The sequence below is a fragment of the Streptomyces mangrovisoli genome, assembly GCF_000974985.2.
GTDB classification, from domain to species: Bacteria; Actinomycetota; Actinomycetes; order Streptomycetales; family Streptomycetaceae; genus Streptomyces; species Streptomyces mangrovisoli.
In genome coordinates this window covers 17715-40584 of record NZ_LAVA02000089.1, presented here as the reverse complement: position 1 = coordinate 40584, position 22870 = coordinate 17715, and the positions used below count along the sequence as shown (strand labels likewise).

The window sequence follows — 22870 nt, the reverse complement described above, 5'->3', positions numbered from 1 at the left end:
AGACACGACCGGCGGCCCACGCCACCACCAGTACGGCCGAAGGATCGCTGGTCGTGGTGGTGTGCGCGTGCTCGGCCATCCCATTTTTCTAAGTAATACTTAGTAGATGCTAAGGTCTACTAAGTAATAGGAGGTGCGCTGTGAGCGGGGACGTCGACGAGGTGGGCGCCGAACTGCGGCGAGCGGTGGTGCGGCTCTACAGCCGATTCCGCTCCGAACGCGCGGAGGGGGAGGTGCCGGACGCATCCCTGCTCGTGCTCGTCGCTCTCGACAAGCAGGGCCCCCTGAGCCTGAGCGACCTTGCCGCGTTCGCGAAGGTCACGCTCGGATCGATGAGCCAGACGGTGCGACGGCTCGAACAGCAGGCGTACGTCACGAAGTCCCGAGGGGTCGAGGACCGGCGCAAAGTGCTGTTCACCCTGACCGAACAGGGCCGGGAAGCCTCCACCGCGTCGCGCCGCCACCGGCAGGACTGGCTCAACGACCGTCTCGCCGAACTCACCCCCGCCGAACGCGCCGACCTCCTGCGCGTCGCCCCCCTGCTCCTCCGCCTTGCCGACTCCTGAACAGGAACACCATGCACCCCGTAGAGGTCCTTCTCCTCCCGGTCGGCCGACTGCTGCGCAACCGCCGTCCCGACGAGGCCGCGAGCATCGCCAACGCCCCCGGACTCGCGACCGAGAACCGCATCACGCTGACCTCACCGGCCTTCCGGGACGGGCAGGTCGTACCCGCCAAACACTGCGGGCAGTTCATCGGCGACGACACCTCGCCCGCACTCGCGTGGAGTCCGCTTCCCGAGGGAACGAAGGGCCTGGTCCTCGTACTCGAAGACCTCGACGTGCCGACCGCCGCACCCGGCATCCATACGATCGCCGCATTCCCGGCCGTCGACGGCGGTCTGGCGGAAGGAGCGCTGACACCGGACGATCCGCGCTTCCACTTCCTTCCCAACCGCCGCGGCCAGGCCAAGTACGCCGGGCCGCGACCGCTCCCGGGCCACGGCACGCACCGCTACCGCTTCCACCTCTACGCCCTGGACACCGACATCGACTTCACCAAGGTCGCCGACATGCAGGCCGTGCCGGCCGCTCTCGCGGGACACGTCCTGGCCTCCGGGACGCTCACCGGCACGCGGACGAGCTGAGCACCGCGATCCCGCATCACTCCTGATGTACGCCTGCCCTCTGACGACACCGCCTGCGGCGTCGAGCACGCCGTGCGCCTGGCGCTGGAAGCGCTGCATCCTCGATGCACCGGCGCCGACGCGGGCGCACCTCGACCCGACGGCGGCCAGGTCATCCAGCGCGGGGGCACCGCCGAGGTGGTGCCCCCGCCGACCGTCAGCCGGGGATGGCGTCGCCCGCCGGGGCGTCGCTGCGCTGGTCCGGCTTGGCCACGAACAGGTAGACCAGGCCCAGGCCGACGACCAGCACCGCCGAGATGATCACCAGGTAGTTGTCGTACCAGGCGGCGTCCGGGGTGCGCGGCCAGGCCATGTTGACCGCGGCCGCGACACCGTAGACCAGAGCGGCGATGTTCACCGGCAGCCCCCACCTGCCGAGACTGAACGCGCCGCTGGGGCGCCAGCCCTTCAGCCTGGCCCGCAGGGCCGCGAACACCACCATCTGGAAGCCGATGTAGATGCCGAGCGCGGCGAAGGAGACGATGCGGGTGAGCGCGTCCGCGGAGACCGTCGAACCGACGATCACCAGCGCGGGCAGGATCGCCGTCACGGCCAGCGCGTACGGGGGCACGTGCCGGGCCGAGGAGAACTTCGCCAGGTAGGAGCTGCCGAAGATCATGCGGTCGCGGGCGTACGACTGCAGCAGACGGCTGCCCGCAGCCTGCAGGCTCAGGGCGCAGGAGAGGAACGAGATCAGGACGACGCACAGCACGATCCGCGTGCCCACGTCGCCGAACGCGTTCTGCAGGACGGTGTACACGGGGTCGGCGTCCTTGCCGCTGATCACCGCGCCGAAGTCGGGCACCGCCAGCAGCAGGGCGACCGCCACGAACGTCGCGGCGGCGCCGCCGACGTAGATCGTCATGCGCATCGACTTGGGGATGCGCCGGCTCGGGTCGCTGACCTCCTCGGCGACATCGCCGCAGGCCTCGAAGCCGTAGTAGAGGTAGAGGCCGACGAGTCCGGACGCGAGGAAGGCGGAGGTGTACGAACCCGCTCCCCCGGCGCCGAAGGTGTGGAAGATGACGCCCAGGCCGTGCTCGCGGTGCGCGGTCAGCAGCCAGATCCCGACGACGACCGCGCCGGCCAGTTCGGCGGCGAAGCCGAAGATGGCGGCCGACGTCATGACCCTGGTGCCGCCGAGGTTGAGCAGGGTGGCTATGAGGATGACGGCGAGGGCGCACAGGACGGTGCTGGTGGTTCCGGGTGTGAAGCCGAGGATCAGCGCGACGAAGGGTCCGGCGCCGTAGCTGACCGAGGCGATGGTCGCCAGCAGCGCCAGCGCGTACACCCAGCCCGCCATCCATGCCCAGCGGCGGCCCCACAGTCTGCGCGCCCAGGGGTAGATGCCGCCGGAGACCGGGAACTGCGAGACGATCTCGCCGTACACCAGCGAGACGAGCAACTGGCCCACCCCCGCGATGACCAGGCTCCAGATCATCGGCGGCCCGCCGGTGGCGAGGGCGAAACCGAACAGGGTGTAGACGCCGACGACGGGCGAGAGATACGTGAAGCCGAGGGCGAAGTTCCCCCACAGGCTCATCTCCCGCTTGTACTCGGACGTGTAGCCGAGGGCGGCGAGGGCGGCGGCGTCATCGCCCGGAGGAGAGGACTCCGCGTCGCCCGTGCTCAATGCGTTGGTTTCGGCCATCGGTGCTCCCAGGTCTGTTCTTGGGGGCTCGACAGAAGGCTTCGCAGCCCGTTCGAGTGGGCTCATGCTAGGTTTTCGCCACTCGGCGGCAGCCACGCCGAACCGTTGAGATTCAGCCGCGCCGCCGCTCCAACCTGTCCAGGCCGTGGACGCCCTGGATCCGTGATCCCCGGAGCACCCACATGCCGGTGACCGTCGCCGACCTCCTCAACCGTCCCGGCATGGACCTCCGCCTGCTCACCGGGGACCCGAAGCGGGCCGTACGGTGGGCGCACGCCGTGGAGTTGACCGATCCGGCGCCCTGGCTGGAGGGCGGCGAACTGGTGCTCACCACCGGCCTGCGGCTCGGCCGCTCCGCACAGGCGCAGCGCGCGTACGCCGACCGGCTGGCCGCCGCGGAGGTCACGGGGATCGGCTTCGGCACCGGGCTCGGCTACGACCGGGTGCCCACCGCCCTGGTCCGGCAGTGCGCGGCGCACGGCCTGGTGGTGGTCGAAGTCCCTTTGCCCACACCGTTCCTGGCCATCGTCCAGGCGGTCGCCGACGCGCTGGCCCAGGAACAGAACGCCGCCATCAGACGGGTCCTCGCCCACCAGCACCAGATGACCAGGGCCGCGCTCGGCAAGGGCATCCCCGGCATCCTGCGCCACCTGGCCACGGCGCTGCACGCCGAGGCCGTGGTGACCGACCCGCACCACCTGGTGCTCGCCGCGGCGCCCGGGGACGGTGTCGCCCTCCTCGAACGGGTACGGGCCGAGGTCGGCGCCGACGGCGGCCGCGCCGCGGGCCCGCTCGGGCTGCGCGTCTCCGACGGGAGCCGGCACCTCATGGTCCAGTCGCTCGGCGTCACCGGAGCCCGGCGCGGACTCCTCGCGGTCGCGGCCGACACGGAGTTCGGCCCCTTCGACCAACTGCTGCTCACCCACGCCGCCTCGCTGCTGTCGCTGGAACTCGAACGGCCGCGGGAGGTGGTGGAGGCGCACCGGGCGCTGCGCGCGGCCGTACTGGGCACGCTCCTCGCCGGCGGGCTCACCGCCGAAGCCGCGCACCGTTCGCTGCGGCACCTGGGTTTCGCCCCCGAAGAGCGGCTGGTGGTACTGCTGTTGCTCCAGAGCCGGTACCAACGGCTCGCCCTCGCCCAGCGGGTCGCCCGCGACCTCGACGCCCTGAACGGCTGCCCGTTCCTGCTGCGGGAGGACGAGGAGGACGGCGTGGTCGTCGTGATCCGTGCCGTGGACCTGGACACCGCGCTCGCCGCCTTGGACGCCCTGGACGAGACGGACTCGGCGGACGCCGGGGACATGACCGTCGGGGTCAGCGCCGGTGCGGCACCGGACGAGCTGCCCTCCGCGCTGCGCGGCGCGCGTTACGCGGCCGCCAAGGCGAAGGCCGAGGGCCGGCGGGTCGCGCACTTCGACCGGCTGCGGCTGCCGGCCCTCCTCGCGGACGCGCCCGTGCGCGCCGCCGTGGACCGGCTGGCCGACGATCTCCTCGCGCCGCTGGAGGCGTATCCGGTGCTCCACGAGTCACTGGAGGCCTTCCTGCACCACAACGGCGGGTGGGAGCCAGCCGCCCGCGCGCTGGGCGTGCACCGGCACACCCTGCGCCACCGGATGGAGCGGGTGTCCGAACTCACCGGTCTCGACATCGAATCCGCCCAGGACCGGGCGGCGCTGCTGCTGGCGGTGCTGTCGCGGCGTCTGTAGGTTCGCCGGTCCTTTTGGCGCCGGGGTCTGCCCTGCCGTGGCCTGCCGTGCCGGTGTCTGCCGTACGGTCGCCTGCCGTGCCGGGGTCTGCCGTCGCGTGGCCTGCCGTGCCCTGGCCTGCGGTACGGTCGCCTGCCGTACGGTGGCCTGCCTTCGGCCCGGCGTCCGGCGCGCAGGCGCCCCCGGTCACACCCCGGCGGTGAACACCCCGCGCTGCACGGTCACGGCGCCCGTCGCGACCGCCGCCGCGTAGTTGAGCATGCGCGTGGGGCCGTCGGCGAGCAGCGCGGGGAGGGTCGCCGGGACCGCCCCCGCGAGGAGTTCGCGGCCGAGGTCGTCGAACCAGCGCCGCGTCCAGGCGCTCTCGTCGGCCCACTCCACCGGCGTGAAACCGCTGGACCGGATCGTGTCACGCAGCTCGTCCGCGGTGACGAGGTGGCTGTCGGTACCGTCGAGGGACCAGGGCAGGGGCAGGGCCGGCTCGTCGCCGACGCCTCGGGCGACCTCGAAGACCGCGAGCCGTGCTCCCGGGCGCAGCAGTCGGGCGATCTCGGCGTAGAACACCTTCTTGTCCGCGATGTTCATCTGGACGTGCACGGTGTAGGCGGCGTCGAACCCGCTGTGGACGGACTCACCCACGTCGGTGCGGCCGAACTCGCCGATGTCGCTGTGGACGAACCTGGTCCGCTCGCTCAGCCCCGCGGCGTCGCTCAGGGCCTGCGCGGCCGCGACGTAGGCGGGGGTGATGTCGACCCCGATGACACGGCAACCGGCGGTCCGGGCCACCTGCCGTGCCGGACCGCCCAGGCCGGACCCCACGTCCAGCACCGTCGACCCGGGGGTCAGCGCCAGATGCGGGATCAGGCGCTCGATCGCCTCGGGACCGCCCGCGTGGAACTGGTCGATGCCGTCCAGCTGTGCACGGGACAGCGCGGAGAGGCTGGTTCCGGTGAGCCTCTCGACAGTGGCGATGATGTCGGCTTCGGCGTAGGTCATGACACGTCTCCTCCTGGGTCAGTCGGGGCGCGTTGCGGGCGTCGCGTCGACAAGGTCGTGCAACAACTGCCGTCGGCCGGTGATCCGCAGGCCTTGGTCCTCCGCCTCGCCGGGGCTCAACAGACCCGACAGGACGGCACCGATCGGCTGCGCCGCGCCGGTGAGCGTGACGTCGGCGGCCGGATCCCTGCCACGTCGGATCCAGAACCCGCCCGGCCACAGGATCACCCGCAGGTCCTCGCCCTCGCCGCCCTCGCCCTCGCCCTCGCACCCGATGCCCACGACGGCTTCGGTGCCCGGAGCCAGGCGGTCGGACAGCATCAACCCGCCGAGCAGGGCTGCCCATTGGGGCTGTACGGCGTCCTCGGGGGCGGGTCCGGACGTCATCCGGCGCAGCCCCCACTGGGCCAGTGCGAGCAGCACGCCCCGCAGCTCACGGCCGGTGTCGGTCAGCTGGAACAGCACGGCCGCCACCGGCGGCGGCGCGTCGTAGCGCTCGACCAGACCCTCGGCCTCCATGGCCCGGAGCCGGTCGGCGAGCAGATTCGTCGCGATGCCGGGCAGGCCGCGCTTGAGATCGCTGTACCGGCTCGGTCCCAGGGCCAGCAGCTCACGGACGATGAGCAGCACCCACCGGTCCCCCACGACATCCAGCGAGCGGGCGACCGCGCAGTACTGCCGGTAGCTCTTCACATCTCCAAGCTACGCCTGTGGTTGATTTTTTCAAGCCGAAGCTTGAAAAACGGTTGCCGATCAGGCCCCTCGCCGCCGGGTCAGCCCGGCTTGACCGCCAGCGTCGCGAAGTAGTGGGAGAGGTAGGGAGCGGACGCGTTGGACTGGTGCGGCGCCTCCGTGAAGCCGGTGACGAAGAACCCCGCGGCGAGTTGTCCGCCGATCTGGTCGGTGAGGGTGTGGCTGTACTCGAGCGGGGCATCCGCGCCGAATTTCGTGGCGCGTTCCTCGGCGGAGTAGTGCGTGACGTCGCTGTAGGGGAGCTTGTGCACGACGATCAGCTCGCCGCGCTCGTCGAGCGCCTCATGGTCGAACAGGTACACGTCAGGGTTGAGGAAGCCGGCGAGCAGAGTTCCGCCCGGTCGCAGGACGCGGAAGCACTCGCGCCACACCGCTGCCAGGTCCGGTACGAACAGGTTGGACACCGGGTGGAACACGACGTCGAACGTCGCGTCGCCGAAGGCGCCGAGGTCGCGCATGTCGCCCAGGACGGTATGCAGCTCGAGTCCGTCGCGCGCCGCGACCATCCGGTCCTGGCCGAGCTGGCGGGGCGAGTTGTCGAACACGGTGACCCGCGCTCCCGCGGCGGCGAGGATCGGACCCTGCTGGCCGCCGCCGGAGGCCAGGCACAACACGTCCTTGCCGGTGAGGTCCGCCGGCAGCCAGGAGCGGTCGACGGGCTCATGCCCGATGAGGACGATCGACCAGTCGCCCCTGCGGGCGCGCTCGACATCCCCCGAACTCACCGGCGTCGACCACTCGTTGCCCTCCTGGACGTACTTGTCCCAGGCTGCGCGATTGTGGGCAACGGGGTCGACACCTATGTCCTGCACGTTTGACTCCCTGCTACGGCTGAGGGGACACCTGGAGTACCGACAGTAGGCAACGGCACACTGCACACCGGCGCCCACCGGGCCGCCGGGCCACCGGGCCACCGCGTCATTCCGGAGGGACGCGGAACTCGAACTCGGGGCGGTCCCACGGCACGGCGGGCGGGTTCGCGGGCACGGTCCCGGTCCGCACCGCTCCGGCGCGGTGGTAGAACCCCTCGGCCGGAACATGCGACACGACCTTGACCCGGTCGAGCCCGGCGGCACGGGCCTCAGACTGCATGTGCGCGACGAGCAGCCGTCCGATACCCCGTCCCTGCGCTTCGTCGGCGACGAACAACAGGTCCAGCTCCGGCGGGGCGAGGACGAGCGAGTAGAACCCGAGGACGCGGCCTCCGTCCTCGTCCGCGGCGACGGCCACGAAGGTGCGATGGGCCTCGATGTAGTCGGGCCCGACCCGGTAGCCCGCGACCGCGGCCGCGTACTTGCCCGCGTAGGCGCCTGAGCCACGCACGAGCCGCGTGAGCCGCTTGGCGTCCCCCGCGACGGCCCTCCGTATGGTGACCGGCCGACCGGCCGGGGACCTGCGTGAACTCATCAGGACAGTATCCCGCACCGGGGCGCACCGTCGCGCGGCGGGTCGGCCCCCTCCCCGCCCGCGCCGGAGCGGCACGGGTCGCGAGAAGCGCCGAGGAGCCGCGAGAGACCTCCACCACTGGTCCCACGGCGGGCAATTGACCGTCTCCGCTTGACATGAACCCCGTCACCTCACCATCATTTCACTACTTGATTAGTGAAAGGGTGGTTGCAGTGATCGAATACCGGATCGACCGGGGTACCGGCGTAGCCACCTACCTGCAGATCGTCCAGCAGACGAAGCACGCCCTGCGGCTGGGCCTGCTCGAACCGGGTGACCGGTTGCCGACGGCCCGCGAGGTCGTCGAGGCCACCGCCGTCAACCCGAACACCGTGCTGAAGGCCTATCGCGAGCTGGAGCGCGAGGGCCTGGTGCAGGCACGACGCGGCCTCGGCACGTTCGTGACGAAGTCGCTGGGGGCGGCCGCGGCCCAGTCGCCGCTCGCCGACGAGCTGGCCGACTGGATGAAGCGCGCCCGCACGGGCGGACTCGCCCGCGAGGACGTCGCCGCACTGTTCAGCTCCGTTCTGGAGCACGAGTTCACCGAGGGAGAGCAATGAGCAGGGAACCCGCCGCGCTCGAGGCGCGAGGGCTCGTCATGGGCTACGGCCGTCGCCGCCGTCCGGTCCTGCGGGACTGTTCCTTCCGGCTGCCCACCGGCCGGATATGCGCACTGGTCGGCCCGAACGGCGCGGGCAAGTCCACGCTGCTCGCCCTGGCGGCGGGCGTGCTCCGCCCGACAGGGGGCACGCTGCGGGTGCTCGGGGCCGGCCCGGCCGAGGCGCGGCCGCGGATCGGCTACGTGGCGCAGAACCGTCCCCTGTATCCGCAGCTCACTGTCGCGGCCACCCTTCGGCTGGGCGCCGAGCTCAACCGGGGGTGCTGGGACCGGGAGTCCGCGGAACGTGTCGCGTACGGCGCCGGCCTTGACCCGAAGGCCACGGTCCGCAGCCTCTCCGGCGGTCAGCGCACCCGGGTCGCCCTCGCGCTGGCGCTGGGCAAACGCGCCGAACTGCTGCTGCTGGACGAGCCGATGGCGGACCTGGATCCGGTCGCGCGCCACGAGCTGATGTGCGCGCTTCTGGCCGTGGTCGTCGAGCGCGACACCACCGTGGTCATCGCCTCCCATGTCCTGGGCGAACTGGCCGACGTCTGCGACTACCTGCTGCTGCTCGAAGAGGGGCAGATCAAGCTCGCCGGGGAGAGCGAGGACCTGTTGACCGCGCATGCCCGACTCACCGGCACGTCGCCCGACTTCGCGCCGCACACCGTCGTGGAGTCGCGCGCGACCGGCCGCGGCCACACCGCGCTGGTGCGTGTGCAGGGTCCGCTCGACGAGGTCTCGCGACTGGTCGAGCGGCCCTCCATGGAGGAGCTGATCCTGGCCCATCTGCGCAATCCCGGCGCTCCCGCCCTGTTCACCGGGAGCGCCTCGCCCGCACCGAGCCAGGAGGCCGCCGCGTGACCACTCTCCCCTTCCAGCCCCGCGGCCTGACCTGGACGGTGCTGCGGTTGCACCGACTGCCGCTGTGGATCTGGGCCGCGTTGGTCGTCGCCGGTTCGGGCGGCCTGCTCTGGCTCCATCAACTCGGACAGGACGCGGCCGCGTACAGCGGGCACTGCGCGGTGGGCGGAACCGGGACGCCGCAATGCTCCGCAGGACTGCGCTACGCGGGCGACGAACTCGACTTCGCCCAGCTCCTCGCCTGGATCCCGTTCGGCGCCGCCTGCGCCGGCGCCGCGCTGATCGGCCGCGAACTGCAGCACGGCACCTCCGTCCTGGCGTGGACCCAGTCCGTGTCCCCGGCCCGCTGGCTCGCCGCCAAACTGGCCGTCCCGGCGGTGGCGCTCCTCGGCGGCACGGCGGCGCTGACCCTGATGTTCCGGTGGGCATGGACGTCCGGCCCCGACAACGGGGTCAACCGGTGGAGCGGCACCTACTTCAATGCCGCCGGAACGGTGGGCCTGGCGTACGCGCTCCTCGCCATCGTGCTCGGAGCGCTGGCCGCGACGCTGACGCGCCGTACCCTTCCCGCGGTCGTCCTGGCCCTGGCCGGCACCGCGCTGGCGTACACCCTCGGCGCGGCAGTGCGGCCTCACCTCTGGCCGGCGAGCGAGGTGCGGGGCCCGTGGGGCGCGGCACTCAACCATGTCTACCAACTCGACCTCGGGATGATCACGAGATCCGGGAAGCATGTCAGCGGTCTCGACTGCTCCGACCAGGCCGTCCCCGGCGACCTCAACACATGCCTGTCGGACCACAACGCCGTCGACTTCTACGCGAAGATCCACCCGACCGCGCACTACTGGCCGATCCAACTGGTCGAGACCGGCGTCGTCCTGGCGCTGGCGGCCGCCGCGGTGGCGGCCGCGTTCTGGGCACTACGACGCAGGCTTCCCTGAACCGAGGTCATGACCTGTGGGCCGAACTCACGCCCTGTGGGCCGAAGTCGAATCCCGTAGGCCGAACTCGAACCCTGTAGGCCGATTTCAAGACCTACGGCCGGACCAGCCCGCCGCACCGCCTGGCCCGGCCGGCACGTGAGTGAGTGTCAGGTCCATCATGCCTGGTCAAGCAAGCTTTCGGTAGGACCAAGCGCACGCCCGTGCGGCCTTGTTGCGGGTGGTGCCGTGCCCGCAGACTCGTCGTCATCCACTCTCCGGCCACCGTGCCGGCATCCGTCATCGGCTGCCGGGGCGTTCGCCGTGCTGTCTCACCGTGTGACATGCACGGGCCGGGGAGGGGCGGAGACGAAGGGGATCGATGGACCGGGACATGGTCGTGCTGGCGAAGGTCAGGCTGCTCAGCGCCAACAGGCGGGTGGTGCGGGGCGTCGAAGGGCTGTGGATCTACCGTCTGCTGACCCAGGTCGACCCTGAGGTGTACGGATCGAAGCTGGCGTACGTCCTGGTGGAGGAGAGCGGCTCGTCCCTGGTGCGGGAGTTGCCCGAACGTCAACTGGCCCTGCTCGACGAGGCCGTGGAGGTGGCCACAGCGCTCAGCCCGGCGAACCCGTACCGGGAGAAGGTACTGACGAGGGCACTGGCCGCGAGGGCCCGGCTGCTGCCGTAGCCGAAAACGGGGGCCCGGCACAGGCCGGGCCCCCACCCCCGGTTCGCGCCCCTGCAACCGCCCCACCCGCGGCGACTCTCACGCAAAGCCGGTCGGCGGACCGTCGGGCCGCAGCGCGGACCGCATCTCGTCGGAGGTCAGGGGCTCCGGATCAGGAACCGACCGACCCACCTCGGACGACCAGTTCGGACGGATGCGCTCGACGAAGTCGGTGAAGTCGCTTCGCAGATGGCGAGGGTCCGTCGGCTTCAGCCGGATCTGCCGGCGGCTGTCCGCCCACCAGATCTCGAAGTCCGCGACCGTGCCCTCCGTCGGCCAGGCATCGCTTCGTTCCGGGAGCAGCAGGACGTCGACGAAGCCTCCGACGCCCAGACCGATGTCCACGAAGATCCCGACCGCACCGGGTCGGGGAACTTTCACGACCGTGCCCTCGAAAACCTGGCCGTAGCGCAGCCCCCGCCGGATCCGCGTCCACTCGGCATCTGTCACCACGAAGGCATCATCGCAGCCTCGCCCGGATCAACGGCACCACCAACGGGAGGGCCGATCGGCAGGGTTCAGTCGGCCGCGCTGCGGGAGCGATGACACTCGGGGGCGCCGTCGGCGGCAAGGCGGAGCGTCCTCCACGCGAGCCCTTCCGCAGGCGGGCGGCAGGGCGGGGCGGGCCGCACCCGTCACCCGGGGGCGGGCACCGGCCGGGCACCGGTGCCGGCGCCAGCGGCCAGGACCGGTCACGGTTCCCGAGCGCTCAGGGACGCACGCGGATGATCGTCTTGCCCTTGCGTCGCTCGGTCGGGTTGAGGGCCGCGACGGCATCGTCGAGGGTCGCGACGTCGCCGATGTTCGTCCGCAGCCGCCCGTCCCGGGCCCGCCGCACGATCTCACCCAGTTCGGCGCGATCGGCCTCGACGACGAAGTCGATCGCCAGGCCCTCGGCGGGTCGCGCCTCGACCGGGCCGACGATCGACACCAGCGTTCCTCCGGCCCTGACCAGGGCGGCGGACCGCTTCTGGACGTCGCCACCGATGACGTCGAAGACCAGATCGACGTCGCCGACGTCTTCCAGGGCGTCCCTCTCGAGGTCGACGAACTCGTGCGCGCCGAAGTCGAGTGCCTTCTCGCGGTCGCCAGCGCGTCCGGTGCCGATGACGTAGGCGCCGGCCTCGCGCGCGAGCTGGGTCACCATGGTCCCGACCGCCCCGGCGGCGCCGTGGGCGAGGACGGTCTGGCCGGACTGGAGACGGCCATGCTGGAACAGCCCCTGCCACGCGGTCAGACCCGAGATCGGCAGGGACGCGCCCACCGTGAAGTCGACGTCGCCGGGGAGCGGCGCGAGGTTGCGTGCCTCGATCGCCACGTACTCCGCCAGGGTGCCGTCCCGGTGCCAGTCCGCGAGGCCGAACACCCGCTGCCCGACCGACAGCCCCGTCGTGCCGTAGCCGAGGGCGCTGACCACTCCGGCCAGCTCGTGGCCGGGGATCGACGGCGTCTTGTCGCGGCCGGCGCGATCGGTCCAGGTCGACGGCCACTCCATCTCGGTCGGGACGAAGCCCGACGCGTGGATCTGAACGATGACGTCGTTGATCGACGCGAGCGGCTCGGGGCGCTCCGTCAGCGTCATCCCGGCCGTTCCCGCGGCCTGGTCGCTCACCACGATGGCTTTCATGGGAAATGCCTCCTTGGTCATGTGTCTCTCCAGTGGAAATGCCGCCGGGACGGAAAGCCCGTTCGACATCCCTGAGCGCGGCTGACAGCACACGGTCGGCCGACCAGGACAGCGCCGGTGCGACTGCTGTGCGCGCCCGTCGTCATGTCTTCGACCTTAGAAGCGGAGCAGCCCAGGAGTATGGTCCATTCCTACGGCGAAACCTTGGGCCACTTCGGCATGCGCGGGCCGCCCGTGGCGACGCGCGCGTGGCGTATCCCACCCCCTTGTTCGTGCAACCGAACACCCCCGCCTCGCGTCGGTCACTACGATCATCGACTGCGAGCGGGGGCTCGCGACCGAGGGGGAACGGGAATTTTGGACGACAACAGCGGCGTGCACAGAGGGACTTGGCCCTGGAAGCGGGTCGCGGCGTCGGTCGCCGCGTCGGCCCTGGTGCTGGGCGGCTGCAGTGGCGCGGACCACGGCGAGGCGGACGGGAAGGGCTCCGCGGGCGCGTCGACATCGGCCGCCGCGACCTCGTCCGGCTCGCCGTCGGCGGACGGGTCCGGGTCCTCCTCCGCGGGCGGCACGCCGTCCCCGTCACCGTTCCGGGCGGATCCGGCCAAGGTGCCGAAGACCAGGAGCAGGGCGGAGACGCTGGCCGCGGCGGTGGCGTTGAAGCCGCAGGGATGGGGCGCGGACTTCCAGGCGCAGGGGCCCGCCGTGAGCACTCCCCGCACCGTCGCCGTGCTGGACACGCAGTGCCGGTGGGAGCGCCACGAGCTGCCCAAGGGTGTCCTGGCGTCCCTGTCCCGCTACAGCGAGATCCCCGCCGCCGACGGCAAGGGCGTGGTGAAGGTGAGCGCGGCGGTCACCGTGCACACCACCGTGCGCGACGCCGACCAGCAACTGGCCACCACCCTGGAGGAGCCGCTGCGCTGCCGGCAGCAGGAGGTCCGCACCGACGAGTGGATCTCCCAGCTCATCTCGACCGCCACCCCCTACGGCCAGGGCAACAACACCTACTCCGACGACCAGGTCGTGGAAATAGGCAAGTACCTCACCGGGAAGAGCCGGCAGACCTACGGCTGGTACGTCACCCGGCTCGGCACGGTCACCCTGTCGGTGTCGGTCAAGGGCGCGAAGGGCTACTCGGACAGCGAGTTGACCACGTACGCGTCGAACGCCAACGCGGCGATGCTCACCCGCCTGGAGTCCGAGCTCGGAGGAGACAGCTGATGGAGCCGCTGCGTTCGTCGGATCCCGCGCGTATCGCGGACCATCGCCTGCTCGGGCGGCTCGGCGCCGGAGGCATGGGCGTGGTGTACCTGGCTCGCTCGCCGGGCGGCGCGCTGGTGGCGCTGAAGGTGCTGCTCGCCGAGTACGCCGAGGAGCCGGGCTTCAAGGAGCGCTTCCGCCGCGAGGTCGAGGTCGCCCGGCGCGTCACCAGCCCTTCGGTGGTGGCGCTGGTCGACGCGGACCCGGACGCCGAGGCGCCGTGGCTGGCGACGGCGTTCGTGCCCGGCCCGTCGCTGGCCGAGGCCGTGACCGCCTACGGGCCGCTGTCGGAGCGCGGTCTGCGGCTGCTCGGTGCCCGGCTGGCCGAGGCGCTCGGCGAGGTGCACCGGGCCGGGCTGGTCCACCGGGACCTGAAGCCGGGCAATGTCCTGCTCGCCCATGACGGACCACGGCTCATCGACTTCGGCATCGCCCGCGCGCCCGAGGACCGGACGCTCACGGCGACGGGGATCGTGGTCGGCACGCCCGGCTATCTCTCTCCCGAGCAGGCCGGGGGTCGGAGCGGGGACGGCATCGGACCGGCGAGCGACGTGTTCTCCCTCGGCTGCGTCCTCGCCTTCGCGGCGACCGGCCGCGCCCCGTTCGGCAGCGGAGCGGTCGACGCCCTGCTGTTCCGGGCCGTCCACGACCCGGCGGACCTCGAGGGCGTTCCGGCCCGGCTGCTCGGCGTGCTGGAGCGCTGTCTGGACAAGGATCCCGCCCGGCGGCCGGATGTCGGCGCGCTGGCAAGGGAGTTGACCGCCCAGGGGGCCGCCCAGGGGGCCGCCCAGGGGGCCGGTGCGGAGGAAGCGGCCGCGGAGGGCGCGCCCCGGGACGAGGGGGCGGAGGGGTGGCTGCCCGAAGCGGTCGCCCGGCTGATCGCCGAGCGCTCGGCCGCCGCGCTCGCACTGCCGGACATCGAGGACACGCTGGCACCGGTCGAGCCTGCGCCCGGGTCCCCGTCCGAGCCGGCCCTTGGATCCCCATCGGCCCCGGGGCCCGGACACACATCCGACCCGACGCCCGGACCCCTGTCCGGCCCGGCGTCCGGATCCCCGTCCGTCACGCCCTCCGACGTGCTCTCCGGCACACCGGCCGACACGCCGCCCACTCCCGGCCCGGCGCAGTCCGACACGCCCGAGACCCTGGCGGAGACGAAGGACTCCCGCCCGGCCGACCGACGGCGTTTCCTGCTGCTCGCGGGTGGGGTCGTGGCCGTGGCGGCCGGCGGGGGCGGGGCCTGGTGGGCGGCCGCCCGTGACGACGACCCGGGGGACAGCAAGACCTCCGCCGCCGTGTCCTCGCGCCGACCGGTGCACACCCTGGCGCTCCACGGCGACCTCAGTGGCCCGCAGCGCGCGACGGGCCGCGCCCAGGAGCGCGGACTGCGGCTCGCCGTCGAGGAGTTCAACGCGCGCGGCGACGCCCCGTTCACCGTGAAGGTCACGTCTGTCGACGACGGGGGCGATCCGGTCGCCTCGGCCCGGCTCGCCGCGCGGCTCACGGACGACCGGGCGGTCCTCGGCGTGGTCGGCCCGACCACCGACGAGACCGCGCAGGCGGCGCTCGCGAAGTACGACGCCGGGCTGCTGCCGGTCATCGGCGTGTCCCCCGGCTCGACCGCGCTGTCCTACCAGGGGTTCCGCTCGTTCCTCAACGCCCGGCTGCCCGACGCCGTACTGCCCGTCTACGTGAGCAACTACCTGCGTGGCCAGGCACGTTCACGCAAGATCGGGATCGTCGTGGACCGGCCGGCCGGCTCCTACGGCACGACGCTGGCCAGCTCCCTCGCCAACACCCTGAACAACATCCCGTATCCGTCCGTCCCGGAGGTGGTGAGCGCGATGCGCAGCGACTTCGGCAACGTGGTGGACACGGTGCTCTCCGCGGGGGCCGACTCCGTGTTCTTCGCCGGTCTGCCCGACCGGGGAGCGCTGGTCGCCGCCTCGCTGAAGGAGCGCGCCTTCAAGGGCGCCCGGATCTCCGGCCCGGCCCTGCTGGACGAACGGTTCCTGACGCAGGCTCAAAAAAACGCCGAGGGCTGGGTGATGGTGGCCCCGGTCATCGACGCGACCCGCAAGCCCGAGGCAAAGGCCTTCGCCACCGCCTACCGCAAACGGTTCAAGCAGGCACCGCCCCGGTACGCGGCGGAGGCCTACGACGTCACCACGATGCTCCTCAAGGCGCTGGCCGGACTGCCGTCGAAGAACCGCACCCGGCAGAACCTGCTCCAGGCCGTCAAGAGCGGGAAGTACACGGGCATCACGAAGGCGTTCGCCTTCGACCAGTACGGCGCCATGGTCATCGACGGCACCGGCGGCTACCTGTGGCGGGTGGACCGGGGCGAGTTCGTGTACGACGGCCCCGCGCCGCTGACCGTCTGATGGAGCCGCTGCGGGCCGGGGACCCGTCCCGGATCGGCCGTTACCGGCTGCTGCGCCGGCTGGGCGCCGGCGGCATGGGCGTGGTCTTCCTGGCGCGCGCGCCGGGCGGGGCGATCGCCGCGGTGAAGACGGTGCGGTCCTCGTACGCCGACGAAGCGGGTTTCCGGGCCCGCTTCCGCCGCGAGGTCGAGGCCGCCCGTCGGGTCGACAGCCGCTGGGTGGTCCCGCTGCTGGACGCGGACGCCGACGCGGAGACCCCGTGGCTGGCGACGTCGTACGTGCCGGGGCCCTCGCTCGCCGAGGCGGTGGACACCTTCGGTCCGCTCTCGCTCGCCTCCGTAGGGGTGCTGGGGGTGCGGCTCGCCGAGGCGCTGGAGGCGGTGCACGGGGCCGGTCTCGTGCACCGCGACGTGAAGCCGGGGAACATCCTCCTCGCGCCGGACGGGCCACGGCTCATCGACTTCGGCATCGCCCGCGCCCCGGAGGCCACCGCGCTCACCTCCAGCGGGGTGATCGTCGGCTCTCCCGGGTTCCTGTCGCCCGAGCAGGCACGGGCGCGGGGCGGCGAGGTCGGCCCGCCCAGCGACGTCTTCTCGCTGGGGTGCGTGCTGGCCTTCGCCGCCACCGGGGTACGGCCGTTCGGCGGCGGCGGGGCGGCGGGGGTGCTGCTGCGCACGGTGTACGAGGAGCCCGACCCGGCGGCGCTCCCGGACGCTCTGGCCCCCCTGCTCGGCGCCTGCCTGCACAAGGATCCCGCCGCCCGCCCGAGCCTGGCACGGCTGAGTACGACGCTCGCGGAGGAAGCGGCGGCCGACGCCGCCCCACCGTCCGGCTGGCTGCCCGCGCGGGTCACCCGGCTGATCAACGACCGGTCCGCCGCCGTCCTGACCATCGGCTCGATCGAGCCGACCCAGGTGTCCGCGTCCGCGCCCCCGGACAGCTCGAGCACCGGTGGCGCGGCGAAGCCGGCGGGCACGACAGGGGCCGCGGACGCCGCAGGCACCACGTCGCCACAAGACGCGACGCTGACCGCCGTCGTCGTCGGCACCCTCCCGCGCGCGATCGGCCGCCGGGGCTTCCTGCGCCTCGGCTCGACGGCGGGACTGCTCGCGGCCGGCGGTGGCGGGGCCTGGTGGTGGAGCACCCGGGCGGAGCCGGGACCGTCCGCGCCGTCCGGGGGCGGCCGTGCGCGCCCGGAACTGACCGTGGCGTTCCAGGGCGACCTGACCGGCGCGAGCAAGGAAAGCGGCAAGGCCCAGCTCAACGGCGCCCGGCTGGCCGTCGAGCAGATCGCCGCCCGGGACAGGCACCCCTTCCGGTTCACCTTGCGGATGTACGACGACGGCGGCGAGACCGGGCGGGCCGAGGAGCTGGCCGCCCGGCTGGCGAAGGACGCGGAGGTGCTCGCCGTCCTGGGCCCCACGACCGACGCCTGCTTCAGCGCGACCGAGCGGACCTACACCGAGGCGGTGATGCCCGTCGTGTCCGTCTCGGTGGGCGCCGACACCCAGAGCTCGTCGTTCGGCCCGAACACCTTCCACTGCCACGCGGCACTGCACGTCACCTACGGGCTTCTCGCCGCCCCCTGCGTCCGCTATCTCAGCAACCACGTCGACGCCCGGCGGGTGTTCCTCGTGGACGACCGGGCACAGGGCGACTTCGCCTGGACGCTGTGCGACCAGGCCGATCGGGCCCTGCGCCAGGGCGGCCGGGCCACCACAGTGGCCACGGTGGCCGCCGGGCGGGTCGACTACGCCTCGCTCGCCGCGAAGGTGACGGCCGCCCGCGCGGACGCGGTCGTCTTCACCGGCGACGCGGCCCGCACCGCCGGATTCGCGTCGGCGCTCACCGCCGCCCGGTTCACCGGCACCCGGATGGCGACGGAACGCGCTCTCGACCCACGGTTCCTGAAGTCGGCCGGTGCCGCCTCGAAGGGCTGGGTCCTCGCCACCGGCTTCACCGACCCGACGGCCCGTGCCTCCGCCCGCGCGTTCACGGCCGCCTACCGCGCCCGCTTCGGCACCGCCCCCGGCTGGTACGCGGCCGAGGCGTACGACGCCGTGATGTTCCTCGCGCAGGTCTGCGACGCCGACGGCACCCCGGTGCGGGAGCGCGGTGCGATCGCGCGCCGGATGCCCGAGGTCACCTACTCGGGCATCACCCGCACGGTCAGGTACAAGGCGGGGTACGGCTACAACCACGACGCGATGTTCGAGTTCCGGGTCGTCGACGGCGCGTTCCGGTACCTGGGGCAGTACCAGGAGGCCCCGGTCTCGTGAGGCGCACCCGGCGGCACCGGGCGGTGCCGCCGGTCAGTGGCAGTCGAACCGCCAGTCCCACGGGACGCCGGGGCAGCGGCGGCAGTGGAAGAAGTACACGCCTCCGCAGTCGCCCAGCTGGATGTCGCCGGTGATGGTCACCAGGTGTTCCATGCGCTGCCCGCACGCGCAGTCCGGCCAGTCGGCGGGCTGCGTCCAGGCGGGCCAGCCGCCGGCCTTCGTCGCGATGATGTTGGCGTCGGGCGGCCGGACGAAGCGGTTGCCCGGCGACCCGAGACGCTGTTCCAGGTCGCGCCGCAGGTCCTCGGGCAGGTCCGTCCACCTCGGAAGGTCCTCCGCGACGGCGGGGGTCAGCGTGGACGGGCGGGGGATGTTGTCCTCGTCGTACTCCGTCTCCCCCGCCGCGGGGATCTCGGAGAGCAGTCCCCCCGCGACGACCTGGGCCTCGTTGCGCCAGTGGAGCCGCGGTACCACCGGCCCCGGGTCCTCGTCATGGTTCAAGGCGCACCACACGAGCTGGAGCAGGTCCGTGCCCTCCGGGAACTCCACCCCCGGCACGTCCCGGGCGTACAACTGGAGGATCGGCATCATCGGCACCGCACCGGGGAGGATCTCGGTGCGGTTGCGCCAGTCCGGGCCGAACGTCCAGTGGCCCTCCTGGGCGCAGTAGGGCCACGGCTCGTCCGCCGGCCACAGCAGCCCGCCGCCCAGCGAACTCTCCCGCATGTCCGGCTCGCCGGGCTCCGGGTTGAGGACGACGGCCTGACGGGCGAAGCCGCCGTACTGGGGTATCAGCGTGCGCAGGTCGCTCTCGGGCGCTGCGGGCCGGTCTGCGGGCCGGTCTGCGGGCATCGTGGCTCCTCGGGCGGACGAAGATCGACAGAACGCTGGAGGCACGCTAGTCCCCGCCACCGACAGCCGGGCGGACACCCTCCCCCGACGGGACAGCGGCGGGAACCGCGTCTGCACTCCCCTGGCCGGTGACCGGGGAGCGAGGTCTGCGCGAAACGTCACACAAGGGGTGAAATGGGTGCATGACGCGCTTGTTCCGCCGACGGCAGGACCGAGCCGGACCTCAGCACGGGCGGACGGCCGGGGCCGGTCGTCGTGGCGGACTGCGGTCACTGGTGAGCGCGCGCAGCGTCGTCGGGCAGATGTTCATGCTCCAGGTGGCCATCGTGATCCTGATGGCGCTCGTCGCCGTCGTCCTGATCGTGACGACCGTCCGCCGCCAGGCCACCCAGTCGGCGGAGGACCGGTCCTTCGCCGTGGCCGACACCCTGGCGCATTCTCCGGGCGTCACGGCGGCCATGAAGTCGTCCCATCCGACGGCGCTGCTCCAGCCGCGGACCGAGGAGATCAGACACCACGCCCACCTGGACTTCATCGTCTTCGTCGACCGCCACGGAACCCGCCTCACGCAGCCGGATCCGACCCTGATCGGCAAGCGCATCCCCTTCACGCAGGACCTGAACGCCCTGCGGACCGGCCGCACCGTCACCGGGCAGAACGAGTCCGGGAACCGCACGGCCGTACGCACCTTCATGCCGATCAGGGACACGGACGGTTCCGTGCTCGGCGGCGTCGCCGTCGGGGTGCGGGTGGCCCGCATCAGCGCCACGGCCACTCAGGACCTACCGGTGCTGCTCGGCGTCACCGCCGCCGCCATGGCGGTCAGCACCGCGGGCGCGATACTGCTCAGCCGACGGCTCCTGCGCCAGACGCACGGGCTGGGTCCGGCCGAGATCACCCGCATGTACCGGCACCACGACACGGTCCTGCACACGGTCCGGGAGGGCATCGTCATCCTGGACGGCGACCAGCGGGTGGTGCTGATCAACGAGGAGGCACGGCGGCTGCTCGACCTGTCGCCGGACGCCCAGGGCCGTCGCGTGGGCGAGCTGGACCTGGCGCCGCCCATCAGCGAGCTGCTGCTCTCCGGCCGTACGGCCACCGACGAGGTGCACCGGGCCGCCGGCCGGGTCCTGGCGGTCAACCAGCGGCCCCTGGCCGGGGACGAGAGCGCCTCCGGCATCGTCGCGACCCTGCGTGACTCCACCGAGCTGAGTGAGCTGTCCGGCCGCGCGGCGGCGGCCCGCGCACGTCTCAAGACGCTGTACGACGCCAGCATCGGCATCGGCACCACCCTCGACGTGACCCGCACGGCCGAGGAGCTGACGGAGGCGGCGACACCGCAGTTCGCCGATCACGTGACCGTCGACCTGGCGGAGTCCGTGCTGCGCGGCGAGGAGCCCACCGGAAGGGAACGGTCGCTGCGGCGGGTCGCCGCCACCGGCGTCCGCGACGACGTCCCGCTCGCCGCGGTGGGCGAGCGCGTCGCCTTCCTGCCTCCCGCGTCACGGATGGCCGACCTGGCCGCCGGGCAGGGACTGATGGAGCGGGACCTGGGCGCCGTCGAGGGGCACGTCCCCAGCTACGTCCCCGGCTTCGGCTTCCAGGACTTCGAGCGGGCCCGGCGCATCGTCGAAGGCGGCGCCCATTCACTGCTGACGGTCCCGTTGTACGCCCGCGGCGTGATCCTGGGAGTGGCCACGTTCTGGCGCTCCGACAACTCCGCCCCCTTCGAACGCGACGACCTGGAGCTGGCCGAGGAGATGGCGACACGGGCCGCGGTGTCCGTCGACAACGCCCGCCGCTACGCGCGCGAGCACAGCATGGCCGTGGCCTTGCAGCGCAGTCTGCTGCCGGGGTCGCTGCCCACGCCGAGCGCCGTGGAGGTCGCCCACCGCTATCTGCCGGCCGAGGCCGGTGACGTGGGCGGCGACTGGTTCGACGTCATCCCGCTGCCGGGGGCGCGGGTCGCCCTGGTGGTGGGGGACGTCGTCGGACACGGTCTGCACGCGGCGGTCGCCATGGGCCGGCTGCGGATGGCGGTGCACCATCTCTCGGCCCTCGATCTGGCACCGGACGAGCTCATGGTGCACCTCGACGACCTCGTCGCCCGCATCGACGCCGATGCGCCGGGCGGCCCGGACAGCGGTCAGGGCGTCATCGGCGCCACCTGCCTGTACGTCGTCTACGACCCGGCCGGCGGGGTGGCCGGCATGGCACGGGCGGGGCATCCGGGGCCGCTGATCGTGCACCCGGACGGCGCCGTCGACATCCCCGACGTGCCCGTCTCCCCTCCCCTGGGCCTGGGCGCCGCGGAGCCCTTCGAGACGGCCGAGCTCACGCTGGCCGAGGGCAGCCGGCTGGTGCTGTTCACCGACGGGCTGGTCGAACAACGCGGGCGTGACATCGACGTCGGGATCGGCCTGCTGCGCGACGCCCTCGCGAACCACCCCGACGAGGACCCGGAGGAGACCTGCCGGACCGTCTTCCAGGCCGTCCTGCCCGTCCGCCCCCGCGACGACGTCGCCCTGCTCGTCGCACGGACCCGGCTGCTGCCGCCCGACCGCATGGCCCAGTGGGACGTTGCGTCCGATCCGGCGGCCGTGGCACCGGTCCGCGCCGCGTGCGTGGAACGACTTCGGGACTGGGGACTGGAGGACATCGGCTTCGCCACGGAACTCATCCTGTCCGAGCTGGTCACCAACGCCGTCCGCTACGGAACACCACCGATCACCGTCCGTCTGCTGTACGACCGCACCCTGATCTGCGAGGTCTCGGACGGCAGCAGCACCTCCCCGCACCTGCGCCGCGCGGCCATCACCGACGAGGGCGGCCGCGGGATCTTCCTGGTCGCGCGGCTCGCACAGCGCTGGGGCACCCGCTACACCCCCCGCGGCAAGGTGATCTGGACCGAGCAGGCGCTCCAGGACCAGGCGCCGGACCTCGCGGGGGTCACGGACGAGGCCCTCCTCGACCAGTGGAGCGACGAGGGACTCTGAGGGTCTCGGCGGAGCACGAGGACCTGTACTGCCGGCGGGCCGAGGGCGACGACCGCGGCCGCCGCCCCGCCCGCGCGCCGACGGCCTACAACTGGTCCCCCACGCTCGCCGGTTCCGGCGGATGCGGGCCGCCGCCGTCCTTGGGGTCCCGCTCGCAGGTCGGTCTGCCGCCGGACTGGTCATTGGGTACCAGGAGCACTCCGGCGACCTGCTCGGGGTGCTGGACGGTGAGCCAGTCGTCGCCCGTACCGCTGCCTCCCGGCCCGGACACATCGGACGAGTAGACCGTCAGGCACCCCAGCGCCACGCGCTTCTTGTCGACCGCGCAGGCGTCCACCGCGGGGCCGGAGTACTCGTCGACGCCGTCGAAGCGGAAGTGGAAGTGCACCATGTCCCCCGCGTCCGGCGTCTGCGGGTGGGGTGCGAGTCGCCAGTCGACGACCTCCGCCGTGACGCCGAGACGCTGCCCGGAGGCGTTCTCGACCTGCACCCGGACGGCGGCCTGGCCACGCTTCGCCGTCGTGTCGGAGCAGCCCCAGACGGAGGAGCAGCTGGACAGCGCGAGCACCGCCAGAGCCAGCTGAGCACCGGCAAGTAACCGTGCGGTGGACACTCAGGT

General features: G+C 72.5%; 20 protein-coding genes. 11 read left to right on the top strand and 9 right to left on the bottom strand.

What is annotated here, in order from left to right; genetic code table 11:
- Positions 1–140: 140 nt before the first annotated feature.
- Both WN71_RS30965 and WN71_RS30960 read left to right on the top strand, forming a co-directional pair.
- Complete coding sequence (locus WN71_RS30965) at positions 141–566, top strand: MarR family winged helix-turn-helix transcriptional regulator (RefSeq protein ID WP_046584380.1); 426 nt, start codon at positions 141–143, stop codon at positions 564–566.
- An 11-nt stretch (positions 567–577) separates the two neighbouring features.
- Positions 578–1147 carry a YbhB/YbcL family Raf kinase inhibitor-like protein gene (locus WN71_RS30960; protein WP_046584381.1) on the top strand — a complete coding sequence of 190 codons (570 nt, stop codon included), beginning with the start codon at positions 578–580 and terminating at the stop codon, positions 1145–1147.
- 196 nt (positions 1148–1343) lie between these two features.
- Here WN71_RS30960 and WN71_RS30955 read toward each other — a convergent pair whose 3' ends face one another.
- Positions 1344–2837: an APC family permease gene (locus WN71_RS30955; protein ID WP_046584382.1), complete on the bottom strand. Its 1494-nt coding sequence runs from the start codon at positions 2835–2837 to the stop codon at positions 1344–1346.
- Between the two features lie 182 nt (positions 2838–3019).
- Here WN71_RS30955 and WN71_RS30950 point away from each other — a divergent pair, with 182 nt between their 5' ends.
- The gene (locus WN71_RS30950; protein WP_046584383.1) at positions 3020–4543 is read left to right on the top strand and encodes a PucR family transcriptional regulator; all 1524 of its coding nucleotides are present in this window, start codon (positions 3020–3022) and stop codon (positions 4541–4543) included.
- Between the two features lie 186 nt (positions 4544–4729).
- Here the strand turns inward: WN71_RS30950 and WN71_RS30945 are convergent, their stop codons facing one another.
- The 4 genes from WN71_RS30945 to WN71_RS30930 form a co-directional block, all read right to left on the bottom strand.
- Positions 4730–5539 (bottom strand): class I SAM-dependent methyltransferase, encoded by an 810-nt coding sequence (locus WN71_RS30945; RefSeq protein WP_046584384.1) that lies wholly within the window; start codon positions 5537–5539, stop codon positions 4730–4732.
- Positions 5540–5557: 18 nt separating this feature from the next.
- Positions 5558–6232: a winged helix-turn-helix transcriptional regulator gene (locus tag WN71_RS30940; protein WP_046584385.1), complete on the bottom strand. Its 675-nt coding sequence runs from the start codon at positions 6230–6232 to the stop codon at positions 5558–5560.
- Between the two features lie 80 nt (positions 6233–6312).
- The gene (locus WN71_RS30935; protein WP_046584386.1) at positions 6313–7104 is read right to left on the bottom strand and encodes a class I SAM-dependent methyltransferase; all 792 of its coding nucleotides are present in this window, start codon (positions 7102–7104) and stop codon (positions 6313–6315) included.
- 106 nt (positions 7105–7210) lie between these two features.
- Positions 7211–7699, bottom strand: coding sequence for a GNAT family N-acetyltransferase (locus tag WN71_RS30930; protein WP_046584387.1), 489 nt, complete (start codon positions 7697–7699; stop codon positions 7211–7213).
- 212 nt (positions 7700–7911) lie between these two features.
- On the opposite strand from WN71_RS30930, the gene WN71_RS30925 reads away from it, so the two are divergent.
- The 4 genes from WN71_RS30925 to WN71_RS30910 all read left to right on the top strand — a co-directional run bounded on the left by WN71_RS30925 (position 7912) and on the right by WN71_RS30910 (position 10811).
- Complete coding sequence (locus tag WN71_RS30925) at positions 7912–8298, top strand: GntR family transcriptional regulator (RefSeq protein ID WP_046584388.1); 387 nt, start codon at positions 7912–7914, stop codon at positions 8296–8298.
- The gene (locus WN71_RS30920) at positions 8295–9203 is read left to right on the top strand and encodes an ABC transporter ATP-binding protein (RefSeq protein ID WP_046584389.1); all 909 of its coding nucleotides are present in this window, start codon (positions 8295–8297) and stop codon (positions 9201–9203) included. The genes WN71_RS30925 and WN71_RS30920 overlap by 4 nt, the downstream gene beginning before the upstream one ends.
- Positions 9200–10141, top strand: a complete 942-nt coding sequence (locus WN71_RS30915) for an ABC transporter permease (protein WP_046584390.1) — start codon at positions 9200–9202, stop codon at positions 10139–10141. Before WN71_RS30920 ends, WN71_RS30915 begins: the two co-directional genes overlap by 4 nt.
- Before the next feature lie 361 nt (positions 10142–10502).
- Positions 10503–10811 (top strand): hypothetical protein, encoded by a 309-nt coding sequence (locus WN71_RS30910; protein WP_046584391.1) that lies wholly within the window; start codon positions 10503–10505, stop codon positions 10809–10811.
- 78 nt (positions 10812–10889) lie between these two features.
- Here WN71_RS30910 and WN71_RS30905 read toward each other — a convergent pair whose 3' ends face one another.
- The gene (locus WN71_RS30905; RefSeq protein ID WP_046584392.1) at positions 10890–11303 is read right to left on the bottom strand and encodes a S1 RNA-binding domain-containing protein; all 414 of its coding nucleotides are present in this window, start codon (positions 11301–11303) and stop codon (positions 10890–10892) included.
- A gap of 256 nt (positions 11304–11559) precedes the next feature.
- On the bottom strand, positions 11560–12477 hold the full coding sequence (locus tag WN71_RS30900; RefSeq protein WP_046584393.1) for an NADP-dependent oxidoreductase: 918 nt from the start codon (positions 12475–12477) through the stop codon (positions 11560–11562).
- A 375-nt stretch (positions 12478–12852) separates the two neighbouring features.
- Here WN71_RS30900 and WN71_RS30895 point away from each other — a divergent pair, with 375 nt between their 5' ends.
- The 3 genes from WN71_RS30895 to WN71_RS30885 are packed head-to-tail and all read left to right on the top strand — an operon-like array spanning position 12853 to position 18400.
- On the top strand, positions 12853–13698 hold the full coding sequence (locus WN71_RS30895; RefSeq protein ID WP_052742994.1) for a hypothetical protein: 846 nt from the start codon (positions 12853–12855) through the stop codon (positions 13696–13698).
- Positions 13698–16121 (top strand): protein kinase domain-containing protein, encoded by a 2424-nt coding sequence (locus WN71_RS30890; protein WP_046584394.1) that lies wholly within the window; start codon positions 13698–13700, stop codon positions 16119–16121. The genes WN71_RS30895 and WN71_RS30890 overlap by 1 nt, the downstream gene beginning before the upstream one ends.
- Positions 16121–18400 (top strand): bifunctional serine/threonine-protein kinase/ABC transporter substrate-binding protein, encoded by a 2280-nt coding sequence (locus WN71_RS30885; RefSeq protein WP_046584395.1) that lies wholly within the window; start codon positions 16121–16123, stop codon positions 18398–18400. The genes WN71_RS30890 and WN71_RS30885 overlap by 1 nt, the downstream gene beginning before the upstream one ends.
- Positions 18401–18433: 33 nt before the next feature.
- Here the strand turns inward: WN71_RS30885 and WN71_RS30880 are convergent, their stop codons facing one another.
- Positions 18434–19252: a YwqG family protein gene (locus WN71_RS30880; protein WP_052742989.1), complete on the bottom strand. Its 819-nt coding sequence runs from the start codon at positions 19250–19252 to the stop codon at positions 18434–18436.
- Positions 19253–19434: 182 nt separating this feature from the next.
- On the opposite strand from WN71_RS30880, the gene WN71_RS30875 reads away from it, so the two are divergent.
- The gene (locus WN71_RS30875) at positions 19435–22251 is read left to right on the top strand and encodes a SpoIIE family protein phosphatase (RefSeq protein WP_079178242.1); all 2817 of its coding nucleotides are present in this window, start codon (positions 19435–19437) and stop codon (positions 22249–22251) included.
- A gap of 85 nt (positions 22252–22336) precedes the next feature.
- Here the strand turns inward: WN71_RS30875 and WN71_RS30870 are convergent, their stop codons facing one another.
- Positions 22337–22864 carry a hypothetical protein gene (locus WN71_RS30870; RefSeq protein ID WP_206300185.1) on the bottom strand — a complete coding sequence of 176 codons (528 nt, stop codon included), beginning with the start codon at positions 22862–22864 and terminating at the stop codon, positions 22337–22339.
- Between the last annotated feature and the right edge of the window lie 6 nt (positions 22865–22870).

Bases quoted from the DNA above. Each gene is read 5' to 3' on its own strand.
- WN71_RS30960 (WP_046584381.1), top strand. From the start codon at position 578: ATGCACCCCGTAGAGGTCCTTCTCCTCCCGGTCGGCCGACTGCTGCGC.
- WN71_RS30955 (WP_046584382.1), bottom strand. From the start codon at position 2,837: ATGGCCGAAACCAACGCATTGAGCACGGGCGACGCGGAGTCCTCTCCT.
- WN71_RS30950 (WP_046584383.1), top strand. From the start codon at position 3,020: ATGCCGGTGACCGTCGCCGACCTCCTCAACCGTCCCGGCATGGACCTC.
- WN71_RS30945 (WP_046584384.1), bottom strand. From the start codon at position 5,539: ATGACCTACGCCGAAGCCGACATCATCGCCACTGTCGAGAGGCTCACC.
- WN71_RS30930 (WP_046584387.1), bottom strand. From the start codon at position 7,699: ATGAGTTCACGCAGGTCCCCGGCCGGTCGGCCGGTCACCATACGGAGG.
- WN71_RS30920 (WP_046584389.1), top strand. From the start codon at position 8,295: ATGAGCAGGGAACCCGCCGCGCTCGAGGCGCGAGGGCTCGTCATGGGC.
- WN71_RS30910 (WP_046584391.1), top strand. From the start codon at position 10,503: ATGGACCGGGACATGGTCGTGCTGGCGAAGGTCAGGCTGCTCAGCGCC.
- WN71_RS30900 (WP_046584393.1), bottom strand. From the start codon at position 12,477: ATGAAAGCCATCGTGGTGAGCGACCAGGCCGCGGGAACGGCCGGGATG.
- WN71_RS30890 (WP_046584394.1), top strand. From the start codon at position 13,698: ATGGAGCCGCTGCGTTCGTCGGATCCCGCGCGTATCGCGGACCATCGC.
- WN71_RS30885 (WP_046584395.1), top strand. From the start codon at position 16,121: ATGGAGCCGCTGCGGGCCGGGGACCCGTCCCGGATCGGCCGTTACCGG.
- WN71_RS30880 (WP_052742989.1), bottom strand. From the start codon at position 19,252: ATGCCCGCAGACCGGCCCGCAGACCGGCCCGCAGCGCCCGAGAGCGAC.
- WN71_RS30875 (WP_079178242.1), top strand. From the start codon at position 19,435: ATGACGCGCTTGTTCCGCCGACGGCAGGACCGAGCCGGACCTCAGCAC.